Below are 12699 nucleotides of genomic sequence, written 5' to 3' on the forward strand. Positions count from 1 at the left end.
CTCCTTTTCTCTATACTTTTACTGCAGAAGGTCTATTTTTTCACCAACACATATTGTAAGTTTTCTAATTCAAACATATCAATCAGTTCATCAATCCCTTTAAAATCGATATGTTTTCCAAACCGTTTTGTGCTTAGGTCAATTTCTACATCCAATTGATCGTCCTTTTCTTTCATTTCGAGTTCATTTAGACAAGAATAGATTTGGATGGTTTCTCCTTTTGACAGCACTTTTTCAATGAATTTAAAAAGTGCACGAAGAGAATGAATGATGTCTAATTCATAAACAAAAGGGTGCGTGAATTTGTTTCTTACCGCTTCATTGACGGGATCTAGATAATCAATGTGAATGCCTTCGAAATCCTCTTCTGTTTCAAATACTTCTATCAAAAGATCATCTTTTTGATAGATTTTGGGCTTTTTTTGTTTTTTATCAAACATGCTGATATTGAGTTCAGAGAATGGTTTATAGGTAGGATTTTGACCAATGGTACCAAGCGGCAGTTCTTTGTTTGATCCAATATAATGCTGTAAAGTCATGGGTTGCCCTCTTTCCTTGAAATATTCCTTATAGCGTTGATTATTTCCTTTTTACCAATTTAGAGGTGAATATGCAATGGCTTGACATATCGGTATTTCTAGATATACAATGTCTGCCATGGAACCTATTGATGTGTTTAAGGCATTATCGAATGAAACAAGGTTGAATATTTTAAAGTGGCTCAAGGAACCAGAGAAGCATTTTCCTAAGCAAGGCGCTCATTTACCGAAGGAGGTTAGTTATAAGGGGGGCGTTTGTGTTGGGGATATTCAAGAAAAGGCGCAAATTTCTCAATCAACGGTCTCTAGCTACTTACATTTGATGCAAAAGGCTGGTCTGCTTGAATCGGTACGGCATGGACAATGGACATACTATAGACGAAATGAAGAATTTATCCAACAGATCGGACAATATATGAAAACAGAGATCTAAAGGATGTGTGATTTCTGTTTTTTTCTATTCTATATATCTGTTTATCTAGATATATAAAAATATGAATCAAAGGAGATTTGATGATGCGTTTAATTTTTTATGTGCTTGCACTATTAGCGGGTGCGGCACTTAGTTTTGAAGGAGCCATCTATGCGGAGCTTGGGAAGTCGATCGGACAGTTAGAAACGAGTTTTTATAACTTTTTTGTCGGTTCAATTATTATGGGGCTATTGTGGCTCTTTTTTGGCAAAGGTGACCTTTCCTATACGTTGAAGGCACCAAAATGGTCGCTACTTGGCGGAGCGATGGGGGTTGTGTATTTAACGTCTATTGTGGTGAGTGTTCCATTCGTTGGTGTGGGGGTAACGATGGTCGCTGTCATTATTGGTCAGCTGTTGATGAGTATGGTGATTGAGCATTTTGGCTGGCTTGGGAGTCAGAGAACGAGAGTAAACAAAGAGAAGGTATTTGCGGTCATTTCGATGATCATTGCCCTTATTCTTATTCATTAGGAGGAAAGTCGATATGGCATTATTGTTAATTTTATTTACTTTAATCGGAGGCATTACGTTAAGTGCGCAATCTTCCATAAACGGTACGTTTAGCAGGAGAGCGGGTACGATTGAAACGACCTTTTTGACCTTTTTAACGGGTACGATGTTTTTAACCATTCTGATTTTATTCTTTGGGAGCGGCCATCTGTTGAATCTCTTGCATGCGCCGAAGTGGCAGTTGAGTGCGGCTTTTCTTGGAACGGCTTATTTAATCCTGACAGTGATCGCTGTTCCGAAAATCGGTGTCATTGCTGCGAATATTGCGGGGATTGCTGGGCAGCTTGTCATTGGAATGGTCATTGATCATTTTGGCTGGTTCCATAGCTTGGTGATTTCACTTGATCTCAAACGCATATTGGCATTGTTCTTTATGCTGATCGCTCTTTATTTTATTTACAAAGGAAATAAGCGCTCTCGAGAGGAAGCGAGTGCTTAAAGAGAACGGACTGCTGCGACATTTGCTCTCAGCAGCTCTTTTATACTGATTCATCATGTTTGACTAAATACCTATCAGGGTATACTATCTGATCATAGGGAAAAGAGAAAGGAGTGTTAAACGTGGAGTATAATCAGCAGATGAAGAACCGTCTTCGCCGGATTGAGGGGCAGATTAAAGGGGTTCTTGCGATGATGGAGCAGGGAAAGGATTGCCGCGAGGTGGTGACGCAGCTGTCTGCATCACGCAATGCCATTGATCGGGCAATGGGTGTGATTGTGAGTACAAACCTTGAACAATGTGTCCGTGAAAGTCTTGAACAGGGCAAGGATACAGAGGGGCTTGTCAAAGAAGCGGTTGAGCTCTTGGTGAAAAGCCGGTAAGAAATTCCTCAGCCTTTGGAGGTTGACGAATTTTTTTACTTGTTATAATATACCCTTACCGGTATGTGTATATATTTTTTGTTTTCTATATACCCCCATGGGTAATTAAGATAAGGAGGATCATGATGGAGGAACAGAAAAAACGAACAACAATTGTTTTATTTAGTGGAGATTATGATAAAGCGATGGCCGCTTATATTATTGCAAATGGCGCAGCAGCTTATGATCACGAGGTGACTATTTTTCATACTTTTTGGGGGCTGAATGCGTTGCGTAAGGAAGAGATGGTGCCACTGAAGAAGGGATTTTTAGAAAAAATGTTTGGCAAAATGATGCCGCGTGGCGCTGATCGAATGGGGCTGTCAAAGATGAATTTTGCAGGAATGGGACCGAAGATGATCAAGCATGTGATCAATAAACACAATGCCATGACCCTGCCGCAGCTCATTGATATGGCGAAGGAACAAGAGATTAACCTCGTGGCATGTACGATGACGATGGATCTTTTAGGGCTGCAGGAGAATGAATTACTAGCAGACATTCAATATGCCGGTGTGGCAGCGTATTTAGCAGAGGCAGAAATCGGGAATGTGAACTTATTTATCTAGGGGGGTGTCCATACATGATTCAAACGCTTTTGCTCATTATTGTGATCGCTTTGCTTGTGAGCCGTTTTCTTCCCGTACGGGGTGTGAAACAAATGGACGCAGCTCATCTGAAACCTAAATTGCATAGTCGGCATCAACAGCTGATAGACGTGCGATCACCTTTAGAGTTTCAAACAAATCATATAAAAGGATTTCAAAATATCCCCTTATTCCAGTTAAAGGAACGAGTGCATGAGCTTGAGAAAGACAAAGAAGTGTATGTGATCTGCCAGAGCGGGATGAGAAGTATGCAGGCGGCTAAATTGTTAAAAAACAGGGATTTACCCACATTACGAATATCAAGGGTGGCATGAATGCTTGGCGATTATAGGTATAAATAGGCTTTAAAATATACCCCCACCCCTATAAAAGGAGGAAAAACAATGCAGCAACCAACAGCAATTCTAGATGCAAAAGGATTGGCATGCCCAATGCCCATTGTCAAAACGAAAAAACAAATGAATGAGCTCTTGCCAGGAGATGTGCTTGAAGTGCAAGCAACCGATAAAGGGTCTACAGCGGATTTAGCAGCTTGGTCAAAAAGCGCCGGTCATGAATTTTTAGGAACAAAAGTAGAAGGACAGGTGCTTCATCATTTGATTCGTAAAGGCGGAGCGAAACAGGGGGAGGAGCAGTCAATGATTTCGGAAATGTCGTTGAACATGTTTCAACAGAAGGTAAAAGAAGATCAGTCATTGTTTATTTTAGATGTACGAGAGCCAGATGAATACGAAGCGGGTCATATTCCAGGAGCTGTTCACATCCCTCTCGGTGAGGTGGAACAACGTGCTGAAGAATTGAACCGAGAGACGCTCATTTACCTCATCTGTCATTCAGGCAGAAGAAGTGAATTAGCCGCACAAAAGTTAAAAGAAAAAGGATTTCATCAATTGATCAATGTAGTGCCAGGCATGAACAGCTGGACAGGAGAGATTGAAAAATAGGAGCTGAATGAACCAATGACTGTAAAAGCAATGACAGCAGAACAGTTAACAAAAAAGATCATCAACAAAGAGCCGATCTTTTTGTTGGATGTACGAAACGAATCAGATGTGCAGGACTGGAAAATTGAAGGGAAAGCCGTTGAATATTTAAATGTGCCTTACTTTGAGCTTCTTGATGGCGTAGAGGATATGGTGGAGAACATACCGGATGACCTAGATGTACTGGTCGTTTGTGCGAAAGAGGGCTCTTCTATTATGGTGGCAGAGATGCTGTCAGAGGCAGGCAGAACGGTCCATTATTTGCAAGGCGGCATGAAGGCATGGAGTGAGCATTTAGAGCCAGTGAAGATCGGTGATTTAACTGGTGGTGGAGAGTTGTACCAATTTGTGAGAATGGGCAAGGGGTGCTTGTCCTATATGATCATGTCGAATGGGGAAGCTGCGATTATTGATGCGGCTAGAATGACGGAGGTCTATACGCAATTTGCTAAAAAACATCAAGTTACAGTGACGCATGTGTTTGATACGCACCTTCATGCGGACCATATATCTGGCGGGAAAAAGCTGTCTGAACTGACTGGCGCTATCTATTGGCTACCGCCAAAAGACGCCGAAGAGGTGACATTTGATTACAATCACCTTGAAGAAGGACAGCGTGTGACGATTGGAGCGACGGAGATTGAGATTCATGCCCTTTATTCACCGGGCCATACGATTGGTTCAACCTCTTTTATCGTAGACGGCCGTTATCTCCTTTCAGGTGATATTTTGTTCATTGATTCGATCGGAAGACCTGACCTAGCCGGTATGGCGGAGGACTGGGTAGGTGATTTGAGAGAAACCCTTTATACACGATATACGGCGCTTTCGGCAGAATTGATTGTGCTGCCTGCACATTTTATGATCGTGGATGAGCTGAATGAAGACGGGAGCGTTTGGAAGAAGCTAGGCGCTTTGTTTGAAGAAAATCACGGGCTGAACATTGAAGATGAAGACGTATTTAGACAAATGGTCACGCAGGATCTACCTGCACAGCCAAACGCTTATCAAGACATTCGGTCTACCAATATGGGGAAGCTGCATCCAGACGAGGAAGCGCAGCGAGACATGGAAATTGGTCCAAACCGTTGTGCGATTCGATAATGTTCAATAAAATAAAGAAGCGAGGGATGATCAGATGACATCAGATCACATTTTAGACGTAACCGGGCTTGCATGCCCAATGCCGATTATTCGGACGAAGAAAAAAATGAACGACTTGGCAGAAGGCCAAGTATTAGAAATACATGCAACAGATAAAGGGGCCAAAGCTGATTTGGCTGCATGGGCTAAGTCAAGCGGACATGAATTGATCACGCAGACAGATGAAGGGCATGTGCTGAAGTTCTGGGTGAGAAAAGGGTCCTAAAGGGGAGAGGGGTATCTATGAGGGAGCCCCTTTTCCTTTTGCAAAGGAGGAGACCAGCGTGGATTTTGCATTTTTCATTACTTTATTTATCATCGGATTTATTGGTTCCTTCTTATCAGGAATGGTCGGAATAGGAGGATCGGTGATCAACTATCCCATGCTGCTTTATATCCCGCCTCTAGTCGGAGTGATGGCATTATCGGCACACGAGGTTTCAGGGATTGGTGCCATTCAAGTACTATTTTCGACACTCGGCGGTGTGCTGGCGTATCGAAAAAGCGGATTTTTACATCGACCATTGATTTTATATATGGGGAGCAGTATATTGGCAGGGAGTTTATTAGGCAGCTATTTATCACATTTCCTTCCAGAGAAAGGCATCAATGTAGTCTATGGTCTGCTTGCCATTGTCGCTGTCATTTTAATGCTTGTTCCGAAAAAAGGTCAGCAGGCAGAAGCGGATGGAGAGGTGACCTTTCATAAAGGACTGGCGGCTGGTATTGCCTTTGTGATCGGAAGTGTATCGGGTGTATTAGGTGCAGGCGGTGCCTTTATTTTAGTGCCGGTGATGCTATCGATTCTCAAAATCCCTGTGCGGATGACGATTGCCTCGTCTCTGGCGATTACGTTTCTCTCCGCGATCGGCGCATCGGCTGGGAAAGTGCTGACTGGTCAAGTCATGTTCATGCCTGCGCTTGTCTTAATGGTAGCCAGTTTGATGGCCGCGCCGATTGGGGCGAAAATTGGCCAGAAAATCAATGCCGTTTATTTGCAATGGGCGCTTGCCGTGATGATTACAGCCACAGCGATCAAAATCTGGGTCGATTTATTATAAGAAAAAGACCAACAACTGAGAGCAAGGGCTCTTTTCCATGTGTTGGTCTTTTTTATTTCATGTCATCGTGCTCGATATACGTTTCAAGTGCAGGGTGGTACTCTTTTTGATAATGAAGATTGGGGCATGTTTTCACGACTTTGCCTTGCAAGGCATTGGACTTCGAGACATCTAATGCTGTTTTACATTTTGGACAGCGTTCGTTAAAAATTGAGAGCCAGCGCTTCATAGATCACCACTCCAGTTAAAGTCTTAAAAACCGATTATATTAATATGAATTATAGGGGATTGTGTGAAGGAGGTCAATGGATATTTGGCTCTTTTTAACAAAAAAGAAGCATCGTATAAGATGCTTCAGCGTATAGACAAACCCTTGCATTCTTTGTCAGCCTTGCATGCTGGCGCTCATGATTTTTAATTTCGCTTCGCAAGAGTCCGAAGGCTTTCCGTCACGCTGAAAAGAAGACAAAGGGCTAAAATAAAGTTCATTTTAGCCCTTGTCAACAATTTGAAGCATGATTAGTAGGCTTTTGCCCAGAACACCATATCAGAAGCAGGTTTCCCGCAGCAGACACATGTGTCAGAAACGGATTCTTGTTCAAACGGAATACAGCGTGATGTCGCCCCTGTTCTCTCTTTGATGTTGTTTTCGCAGTCTTCATCACCGCACCACATGGCTTTGATCAACCTGTTTTCTTCGGCAAGAAGCTGCTCGATGTCTTCGATTGTGTGGGCGTTTGATGTTTTTTCATGTAATCTTTCTTTTGCTTTTTCGTACATCGTCTGCTGAATGTCTTCAAGCGTGGACGTGATGGTTTGTTCAAGCGCATCTAACGTGACGGCTTGCTTTTCACCTGTGTCTCGTCTTGCGAGCATGACCTGGCCTTTTTCCATATCCTTTGGTCCTACTTCTACGCGTAATGGGATGCCCTGCATTTCGCATTCGTTGAATTTCCAACCAGGCTGTTTATCACTTGCATCGATGTCAGCGCGTGCGATGCGGGCGAGTCGATCCTTTAATTCATAGGCATGATCGAGGACACCTTCTTTATGGGAAGCAATTGGCACAACACGTACTTGGGTTGGCGCAATGTTTGGCGGCAGGACAAGTCCTCTGTCATCGCCATGCACCATGATCATAGCGCCAATGATTCTTGTGGTGAAGCCCCATGATGTTTGCTGGACATGCTCTAATTTTCCTTCTCGATTTAAAAATTCAATGCCAAACGCCTTGGCAAATCCGTTGCCGAAGAAGTGAGAAGTGGCGGTTTGCAGGGCTTTTCCGTCATGCATCAAGCTTTCAACCGTATAGGTGAAGCGAGCGCCAGCGAATTTTTCTTTCTCTGTTTTTCTTCCTTTAATGACAGGGATCGCTAGAAGCTCTTCACAAATAGACGCATAGACATGGAGCATTTTTTCTGTTTCTTCAATCGCTTCTTGCTCTGTCTCGTGACAAGTGTGCCCTTCCTGCCAGAGGAATTCAAGGGTTCTAAGGAATGGACGTGTTGTCTTTTCCCAGCGGACGACATTGGCCCATTGGTTATATAGCTTCGGTAAATCACGATAGGAGTGAATGATGTTTTTATAATGCTCGGCGAACAGCACTTCAGAGGTTGGTCTGACGCAGAGTCTTTCTTGTAATTCCGAATCACCGCCATGTGTCACCCACGCCACTTCAGGAGCAAAGCCTTCGATATGATCCTTTTCTTGCTGGAGAAGGCTTTCTGGGATAAAGAGCGGCATATAGACATTCTCGTGACCCGTTTCTTTGATTTGACGATCAAGTTCGTCGCGAATATTCTCCCAAATTTTAAAACCGTATGGCTGAATAATCATACTGCCTCTAACGCTTGAATAATCGACGAGACGCGCCTTTGTGACAACATCTGTATACCACTGGGCAAAGTCGTCTTCCATACTTGTAATTTTCTCAACAAATTGTTTCTTTGACATCGTCTTTTTCCTCCTTTTAAAAAAACAAAAAAGCTGTGCTTTAAGTTAGGGACCATTCCTGGTGGTACCACCCTAATTTAAAGCACAGCTTTACACTCGATCATGATAACGGTATGAACCGCTGTATGAAACAGAACTAAATCGGCAGGTTCACTTGAAGATGTCAGTAGGAACTTCTCAGCACCGTTCCCTCTCTGGTAAAGATCGATTCAAGCTACTATTCCAGATCTACGTTGATTCTTGTTCGTTGATTTTTCATCAGTTTACCTGTAAATGGGGGAGAAAGCAAGTTGGTCCGCAAGTTCATTTCATGCCTTTCTGAGGTCGTTTATGTCGAAGAGCCATTGGCAAACATTTTCTATTTTTGCAGGTTGCACGTTATGGAAGGCTATGCTAATATATTTGAAGAAAAAAATAGACTTGTATAACCTCAATAATATGGTTTGAGGGTTTCTACCAGGATCCGATAAATCCTGATTACAAAAGCGCGCTTTCCTTTTTTGTAATCAGGGTTTTTTTGTTTGTCTGCACCCTGTATCAAAAGTGAAAGCCATGATATAGAGAAGGGATGTTAGACATGAACTGGAGAGTTTATTTATTAGCTGTTTCTACTTTTGCGGTTGGATTAGTTGAGCTTGTGGTCGGGGGCATTTTGCCAAGTTTAGCAGAGGATCTCAATGTGTCTCTTGCGACAGCTGGGCAGCTGATCACGGTATTTGCGATTGTGTATGCTATTTCAGCACCGGTGCTACTGACCGTTACAGCCAAAATCGAACGAAAGCGTCTTTATTTAATCGCATTATTGGTCTTTACATTAGGCAATGTATTCACATATTTTAGTTCTACCTTTGCCCTTGTCATGATCTCAAGGGTCTTGATTGCCATGAGTACAGCGCTTGTTGTGGTGTTATCATTGACGATTACCGCCAAGCTGGTGGAACCGGCGCATCGAGCGAAAGCATTAGGTCTGATTTTTATTGGGATTAGCTCATCACTTGTTCTCGGTGTACCGATCGGTATTTTTATTACAGAGAGCTTTGGCTGGAGAGTGATGTTTTTAGGAATCAGTATTCTGTCAGCCATATCCATGGTACTCATTTATTTTCTATTGGAGAAAATGCCTGTTGAAAAAGTCACACCGCTTAAAGAACAAATTCGTTCTTTAGGGCATCCGAAAATTTTCAGTGCACATTTGATTAGTTTGTTCATGCTTGCTGGTCATTATATGCTGTATTCTTATTTCACGCCATTTCTGATGGAAGTTCTGCATATGACTCCGTTTTGGATTAGTATTTGTTATTTGGTCTTCGGGCTTGCGTCGATTGGTGGGAATGGATTTGGCGGCTGGCTTAGTGACAAGCTTGGTTCAGGGAAAGCCATTTTGCTGGTGACAATCGCGTTTGCCATTGTGATGTTTATCCTTCCTTATACAGCGGGAGTGTTTATGCTCTTTATGGTGATGGTTGTCCTATGGGGTGCTCTTAGCTGGGCACTGACACCGGCTTTGCAGAGCTATTTGATTCAAACAGACCCTGTGACGTCTGATATTCAGCAGAGTTTGAATACATCCGCTTTGCAAATTGGGATTTCCATTGGATCAGCAGTGGGCGGCGTCATGTTTACAATGACCGGTTCATCCGTTGACTTGGCTAAATTCGGCGCTATTTTTGTGCTGATTGCCTTTAGCTGTGCAGTGATTTCATTAAAGAGACCGCCGCTTTATATGGATCGTCAGCATCAGGCTGAATAGAAGAGAATAAGAACGTTTTCGTGTTAGTTAGCTGCCTCATCATAGGCAGCTTTTTATTTTTTTAAAACCACACCTTCGCTTTTACCAGTAATGACTTCTTCTCCATGCTGATTGATATAACGGGAAAAAAGGTGGACACGATGGTATTTTTCAAGGGGTTCTACCTTGGTGACGGCCATCTGACAGGTAATGGTGTCACCTGTATAAACAGGGCGTATGAAGGTACATGTCATCTCTTGACCGATAAAATGAAACTGACCGCCAAGCTTCATGGCTAGACTTGCTGTGAGAAAGCCGTGTACCATGAGCCTGCCTTGATCATCTAGCTCGGTATGATGTTTGCCAAGATCACCTGTCATCTCGCCAAATTGAATCACATCTTCATGCGTATAGGTTTTGCTTGTTTGAAATTGATCGCCTGGTCGAACCATCTGTTTTTTCAGCTCCTTTTTTTAAATGTACCAAAGGAGTGAATGAATGTACATTCATTTTTATGGTGAGATGTTGGAAGCAAAGAAGAGACAGGATGCCTTTCTTTGCCCTTGATAAGCCAGGAAAAATGTCATCTTCTATTCAAAAACTACCATTTCTCCAATTGGTTGAAATCCGGCACGCTGATAGATATGTTTGCCGTCATTTGAGGCTTGTAACATCACACACTTTTGTTTGTTATCTGTTTGGGTCAGAAGGTAATGAAACATGTCACTGCCAAGTCCTCTTCCGCGGTGTTCTGCCTTTGTGATGACATCATAAATACCGTAGCTGTCTGCTGTTTCGATCAATAAGCCCGTTGTGACCGGTTTGTTGTGTTCATATCCAACGAACATGCGGGTACTCGGGTGTAATCGTTCAATCGAAAAGCGTTGGAAATAGCTGTTTAAAGCGATTGCCTCAGGTGATCCTTCGAAAAGTTCGGTAAATAAATGTTGATAATCGAGAAAGGTTTGATCGTCAGTCACTTCCTTGATCGTAAGCGATTGAGAGGTCCTTTGATCGATGTCGTTTGTATGTTCAAGCATCATGATGGTATTGCGTTCCACTTCTTGAAGCCCATATTTCTGCATGATATTCGACCAATCGGGGTGGAGCAGGCTTTGAGTGATCCATGTGCTGAATGTTAGTTGCTGTTGCTGCATTTGTTCGATGGCAGCTTCCACTTTTTGTTGATCTTGTATGTGCGCTGAAATGGGTAATAACAAATTGAACGTGTCAGTTGATATATGCGTGTTTGATAGAACGAAATCTTCCGTTGATAGGAACGATCCGTTTACAACAGAAGAAAACAAATTTATTTTTTCTTCTAACTGGCGAATGGCCATTTGCTGCTCTGTTTTCATTCTCTCACCTTCTTTTTTTGATTGAGGGTTACCTATCATAAATAATAGCAAAGAAAAGGAAATTGTGCGGTCTCTTGTAATCTAGTAAAAAAGTTCTCTTATTTATCAGGTCTGATGACCCATTCTTTTCCTCATCCCCACATTTCTTTTGACTCCTTTATTGATTATTAGTACCATTTTATTAACCAGTTAAGAGTGGAGGTTCAGATGGAAACAAACGAGCAGATTGTCTTAAAAGCGATTCAAGATTTGATTATGCATAGGGAAAAGAAACGGAACGATCCAACAGATCCACTGATTACCACGACTGATACACTCAAGCAAGATTGGACACTTACACAGCTTCATATTTTATCTATGATTCAAGCAAACCCTAATGAATCCAATAATACATTTCTTTCACAACAACTAAAACTATCAAAACCAGCTATTACAAAGGCTGTGAAAAAGCTCATCGAAAAAGGCATGGTCGACTATTGCCACCGGCAAGGTGACAAGAAATCCGTCTATTATTCACTGACAGAGGAAGGCACACAGCTTGCGGCACTGCATGATGAGCTTCATGAACAGGCAGTCTCCTCCTACTTAGAATTCCTCCATGAATTTAATGAAGACGAGTTACAGGTTATTGAGCGCTTCTTAAAGGCTTGGAAGGAAAAGATATAAATAACGGACCGAAAGCTTTCTATAAACTAGATGCTTTCGGTTTTTTTATGGTAAAATTAACATATATTGACGTTATTCGTGATGATGTGAAAAGGGGGGAGCTTCTTTGGGGAAAGAAATGATGGAAAATTTTAAAAAATCAGCAACCATCATGCCGTTCGTCGGATTGTTTGTCAGCTTGCTATTATTTGTTTATTTTTTTGGTATCACAGGAGTTGAAGGGTCGATTTGGGCTGCTGCATTGTATTGTGCTCTGCCCTTTTTAGGGTACACGATCTTCTATCTGCCTGTATGTATTTATTTTAAAGTTAGTAAAAAACACTCAATCCATAAAAATGAGGAACAGACGTGATTGTGGTCAGCGCTTGTCTTGCGGGATTAAAGGTCCGTTATAATGGCAGCCATCGATTAGATCAACGTATCGAGGAGCTTGTGCAGGAAGGAAAGGCGGTAACAGTTTGCCCTGAGCTGCTTGGCGGCTTCTCTACACCAAGACCTCCCGCAGAAATTATTGGTGGAGATGGTCATGATGTCTTACGGGGGCAGGCTTCTGTTGTTGATGTTCATGGAACAGATGTGACAGAGATGTATGTAAATGGTGCACAAGACACGCTTAAGCAGGCTCAGACTCTTGGCGCAACATCCGTCGTGTTAAAAGAGTACAGCCCTTCCTGCGGAAGCCGGATGATCTATCGGGGAGAGTTTAACGGGAAGACAAAGGCTGGGGACGGTGTGACGTCTGCCTTGCTGAAACAGCATGGGATTCAAGTATTCTCTGAGGAGGATGATTGGACCTCGCTGTTTGTATAAGGAT

General features: G+C 42.5%; 18 protein-coding genes, 1 pseudogene and 1 riboswitch. Of the genes and pseudogenes, 14 read left to right on the plus strand and 5 right to left on the minus strand.

All coding sequences use genetic code 11. The annotated features are described in order from the left end of the window. Positions 1-32: 32 nt before the first annotated feature. Complete coding sequence (locus tag NSQ64_RS01745) at positions 33-539, minus strand: hypothetical protein (protein ID WP_341014732.1); 507 nt, start codon at positions 537-539, stop codon at positions 33-35. Between the two features lie 118 nt (positions 540-657). Here NSQ64_RS01745 and NSQ64_RS01750 point away from each other — a divergent pair, with 118 nt between their 5' ends. The 10 genes and pseudogenes from NSQ64_RS01750 (at position 658) to NSQ64_RS01795 (ending at position 6179) form a co-directional block, all read left to right on the plus strand. Beyond that, positions 658-972 carry an ArsR/SmtB family transcription factor gene (locus NSQ64_RS01750; protein ID WP_008343888.1) on the plus strand — a complete coding sequence of 105 codons (315 nt, stop codon included), beginning with the start codon at positions 658-660 and terminating at the stop codon, positions 970-972. Positions 973-1055: 83 nt separating this feature from the next. Further along, the gene (locus tag NSQ64_RS01755; protein WP_008343887.1) at positions 1056-1484 is read left to right on the plus strand and encodes a DMT family transporter; all 429 of its coding nucleotides are present in this window, start codon (positions 1056-1058) and stop codon (positions 1482-1484) included. A gap of 13 nt (positions 1485-1497) precedes the next feature. Next, the gene (locus NSQ64_RS01760) at positions 1498-1962 is read left to right on the plus strand and encodes a DMT family transporter (protein ID WP_138278038.1); all 465 of its coding nucleotides are present in this window, start codon (positions 1498-1500) and stop codon (positions 1960-1962) included. 122 nt (positions 1963-2084) lie between these two features. Beyond that, complete coding sequence (locus NSQ64_RS01765; protein ID WP_003217059.1) at positions 2085-2345, plus strand: metal-sensitive transcriptional regulator; 261 nt, start codon at positions 2085-2087, stop codon at positions 2343-2345. A 125-nt stretch (positions 2346-2470) separates the two neighbouring features. Continuing rightward, positions 2471-2953: a DsrE/DsrF/DrsH-like family protein gene (locus NSQ64_RS01770; RefSeq protein WP_008343885.1), complete on the plus strand. Its 483-nt coding sequence runs from the start codon at positions 2471-2473 to the stop codon at positions 2951-2953. A 14-nt stretch (positions 2954-2967) separates the two neighbouring features. After that, a pseudogene (locus NSQ64_RS01775) lies at positions 2968-3323 on the plus strand (rhodanese-like domain-containing protein). A 52-nt stretch (positions 3324-3375) separates the two neighbouring features. Next, entirely contained in the window at positions 3376-3936 is a 561-nt protein-coding gene (locus NSQ64_RS01780) for a sulfurtransferase TusA family protein (RefSeq protein WP_056703615.1), read from the plus strand. Between the two features lie 15 nt (positions 3937-3951). Beyond that, the gene (locus NSQ64_RS01785; RefSeq protein ID WP_341014736.1) at positions 3952-5079 is read left to right on the plus strand and encodes an MBL fold metallo-hydrolase; all 1128 of its coding nucleotides are present in this window, start codon (positions 3952-3954) and stop codon (positions 5077-5079) included. A gap of 34 nt (positions 5080-5113) precedes the next feature. Continuing rightward, positions 5114-5344, plus strand: coding sequence for a sulfurtransferase TusA family protein (locus NSQ64_RS01790; protein WP_008343881.1), 231 nt, complete (start codon positions 5114-5116; stop codon positions 5342-5344). A 58-nt stretch (positions 5345-5402) separates the two neighbouring features. Beyond that, entirely contained in the window at positions 5403-6179 is a 777-nt protein-coding gene (locus NSQ64_RS01795; RefSeq protein ID WP_008343880.1) for a sulfite exporter TauE/SafE family protein, read from the plus strand. A gap of 52 nt (positions 6180-6231) precedes the next feature. Here NSQ64_RS01795 and NSQ64_RS01800 read toward each other — a convergent pair whose 3' ends face one another. Together NSQ64_RS01800 and proS are read right to left on the minus strand one after the other, a co-directional pair. Continuing rightward, positions 6232-6408, minus strand: a complete 177-nt coding sequence (locus tag NSQ64_RS01800; RefSeq protein WP_017358723.1) for a hypothetical protein — start codon at positions 6406-6408, stop codon at positions 6232-6234. 290 nt (positions 6409-6698) lie between these two features. Then, the gene (gene proS, locus NSQ64_RS01805; RefSeq protein ID WP_341014738.1) at positions 6699-8132 is read right to left on the minus strand and encodes a proline--tRNA ligase; all 1434 of its coding nucleotides are present in this window, start codon (positions 8130-8132) and stop codon (positions 6699-6701) included. A 400-nt stretch (positions 8133-8532) separates the two neighbouring features. Then, positions 8533-8632, plus strand: a riboswitch (purine riboswitch). A 77-nt stretch (positions 8633-8709) separates the two neighbouring features. Here proS and NSQ64_RS01810 point away from each other — a divergent pair. Next, positions 8710-9882: an MFS transporter gene (locus tag NSQ64_RS01810; protein WP_046527294.1), complete on the plus strand. Its 1173-nt coding sequence runs from the start codon at positions 8710-8712 to the stop codon at positions 9880-9882. Positions 9883-9935: 53 nt separating this feature from the next. On the opposite strand, the gene NSQ64_RS01815 is transcribed toward NSQ64_RS01810, so the two are convergent. Beyond that, entirely contained in the window at positions 9936-10313 is a 378-nt protein-coding gene (locus tag NSQ64_RS01815; protein WP_341014741.1) for a hotdog domain-containing protein, read from the minus strand. Positions 10314-10451: 138 nt separating this feature from the next. After that, positions 10452-11219 (minus strand): GNAT family N-acetyltransferase, encoded by a 768-nt coding sequence (locus NSQ64_RS01820; protein ID WP_341014742.1) that lies wholly within the window; start codon positions 11217-11219, stop codon positions 10452-10454. Positions 11220-11426: 207 nt separating this feature from the next. On the opposite strand from NSQ64_RS01820, the gene NSQ64_RS01825 reads away from it, so the two are divergent. The 3 genes from NSQ64_RS01825 (at position 11427) to NSQ64_RS01835 (ending at position 12695) form a co-directional block, all read left to right on the plus strand. Continuing rightward, positions 11427-11885 (plus strand): MarR family transcriptional regulator, encoded by a 459-nt coding sequence (locus NSQ64_RS01825; protein ID WP_024719151.1) that lies wholly within the window; start codon positions 11427-11429, stop codon positions 11883-11885. A gap of 106 nt (positions 11886-11991) precedes the next feature. Then, on the plus strand, positions 11992-12237 hold the full coding sequence (locus NSQ64_RS01830; protein ID WP_142156137.1) for a hypothetical protein: 246 nt from the start codon (positions 11992-11994) through the stop codon (positions 12235-12237). Then, complete coding sequence (locus NSQ64_RS01835; protein ID WP_282900982.1) at positions 12234-12695, plus strand: DUF523 domain-containing protein; 462 nt, start codon at positions 12234-12236, stop codon at positions 12693-12695. The genes NSQ64_RS01830 and NSQ64_RS01835 overlap by 4 nt, the downstream gene beginning before the upstream one ends. The last annotated feature ends 4 nt before the right edge of the window (positions 12696-12699 follow it).

Origin of the sequence: Bacillus sp. FSL W8-0183, assembly GCF_038006825.1 — a bacterium.
GTDB lineage: Bacteria > Bacillota > Bacilli > Bacillales > Bacillaceae > Bacillus > Bacillus altitudinis.

What these genes read in the sequence shown, in the direction of transcription:
- NSQ64_RS01790 (WP_008343881.1), top strand. Translation starts at nt 5,114, where the DNA reads ATGACATCAGATCACATTTTAGACGTAACCGGGCTTGCATGCCCAATG.
- proS (WP_341014738.1), bottom strand. Translation starts at nt 8,132, where the DNA reads ATGTCAAAGAAACAATTTGTTGAGAAAATTACAAGTATGGAAGACGAC.
- NSQ64_RS01770 (WP_008343885.1), top strand. Translation starts at nt 2,471, where the DNA reads ATGGAGGAACAGAAAAAACGAACAACAATTGTTTTATTTAGTGGAGAT.
- NSQ64_RS01820 (WP_341014742.1), bottom strand. Translation starts at nt 11,219, where the DNA reads ATGAAAACAGAGCAGCAAATGGCCATTCGCCAGTTAGAAGAAAAAATA.
- NSQ64_RS01755 (WP_008343887.1), top strand. Translation starts at nt 1,056, where the DNA reads ATGCGTTTAATTTTTTATGTGCTTGCACTATTAGCGGGTGCGGCACTT.
- NSQ64_RS01785 (WP_341014736.1), top strand. Translation starts at nt 3,952, where the DNA reads ATGACTGTAAAAGCAATGACAGCAGAACAGTTAACAAAAAAGATCATC.
- NSQ64_RS01810 (WP_046527294.1), top strand. Translation starts at nt 8,710, where the DNA reads ATGAACTGGAGAGTTTATTTATTAGCTGTTTCTACTTTTGCGGTTGGA.
- NSQ64_RS01800 (WP_017358723.1), bottom strand. Translation starts at nt 6,408, where the DNA reads ATGAAGCGCTGGCTCTCAATTTTTAACGAACGCTGTCCAAAATGTAAA.
- NSQ64_RS01745 (WP_341014732.1), bottom strand. Translation starts at nt 539, where the DNA reads ATGACTTTACAGCATTATATTGGATCAAACAAAGAACTGCCGCTTGGT.
- NSQ64_RS01780 (WP_056703615.1), top strand. Translation starts at nt 3,376, where the DNA reads ATGCAGCAACCAACAGCAATTCTAGATGCAAAAGGATTGGCATGCCCA.
- NSQ64_RS01815 (WP_341014741.1), bottom strand. Translation starts at nt 10,313, where the DNA reads ATGGTTCGACCAGGCGATCAATTTCAAACAAGCAAAACCTATACGCAT.
- NSQ64_RS01760 (WP_138278038.1), top strand. Translation starts at nt 1,498, where the DNA reads ATGGCATTATTGTTAATTTTATTTACTTTAATCGGAGGCATTACGTTA.
- NSQ64_RS01750 (WP_008343888.1), top strand. Translation starts at nt 658, where the DNA reads ATGGAACCTATTGATGTGTTTAAGGCATTATCGAATGAAACAAGGTTG.
- NSQ64_RS01825 (WP_024719151.1), top strand. Translation starts at nt 11,427, where the DNA reads ATGGAAACAAACGAGCAGATTGTCTTAAAAGCGATTCAAGATTTGATT.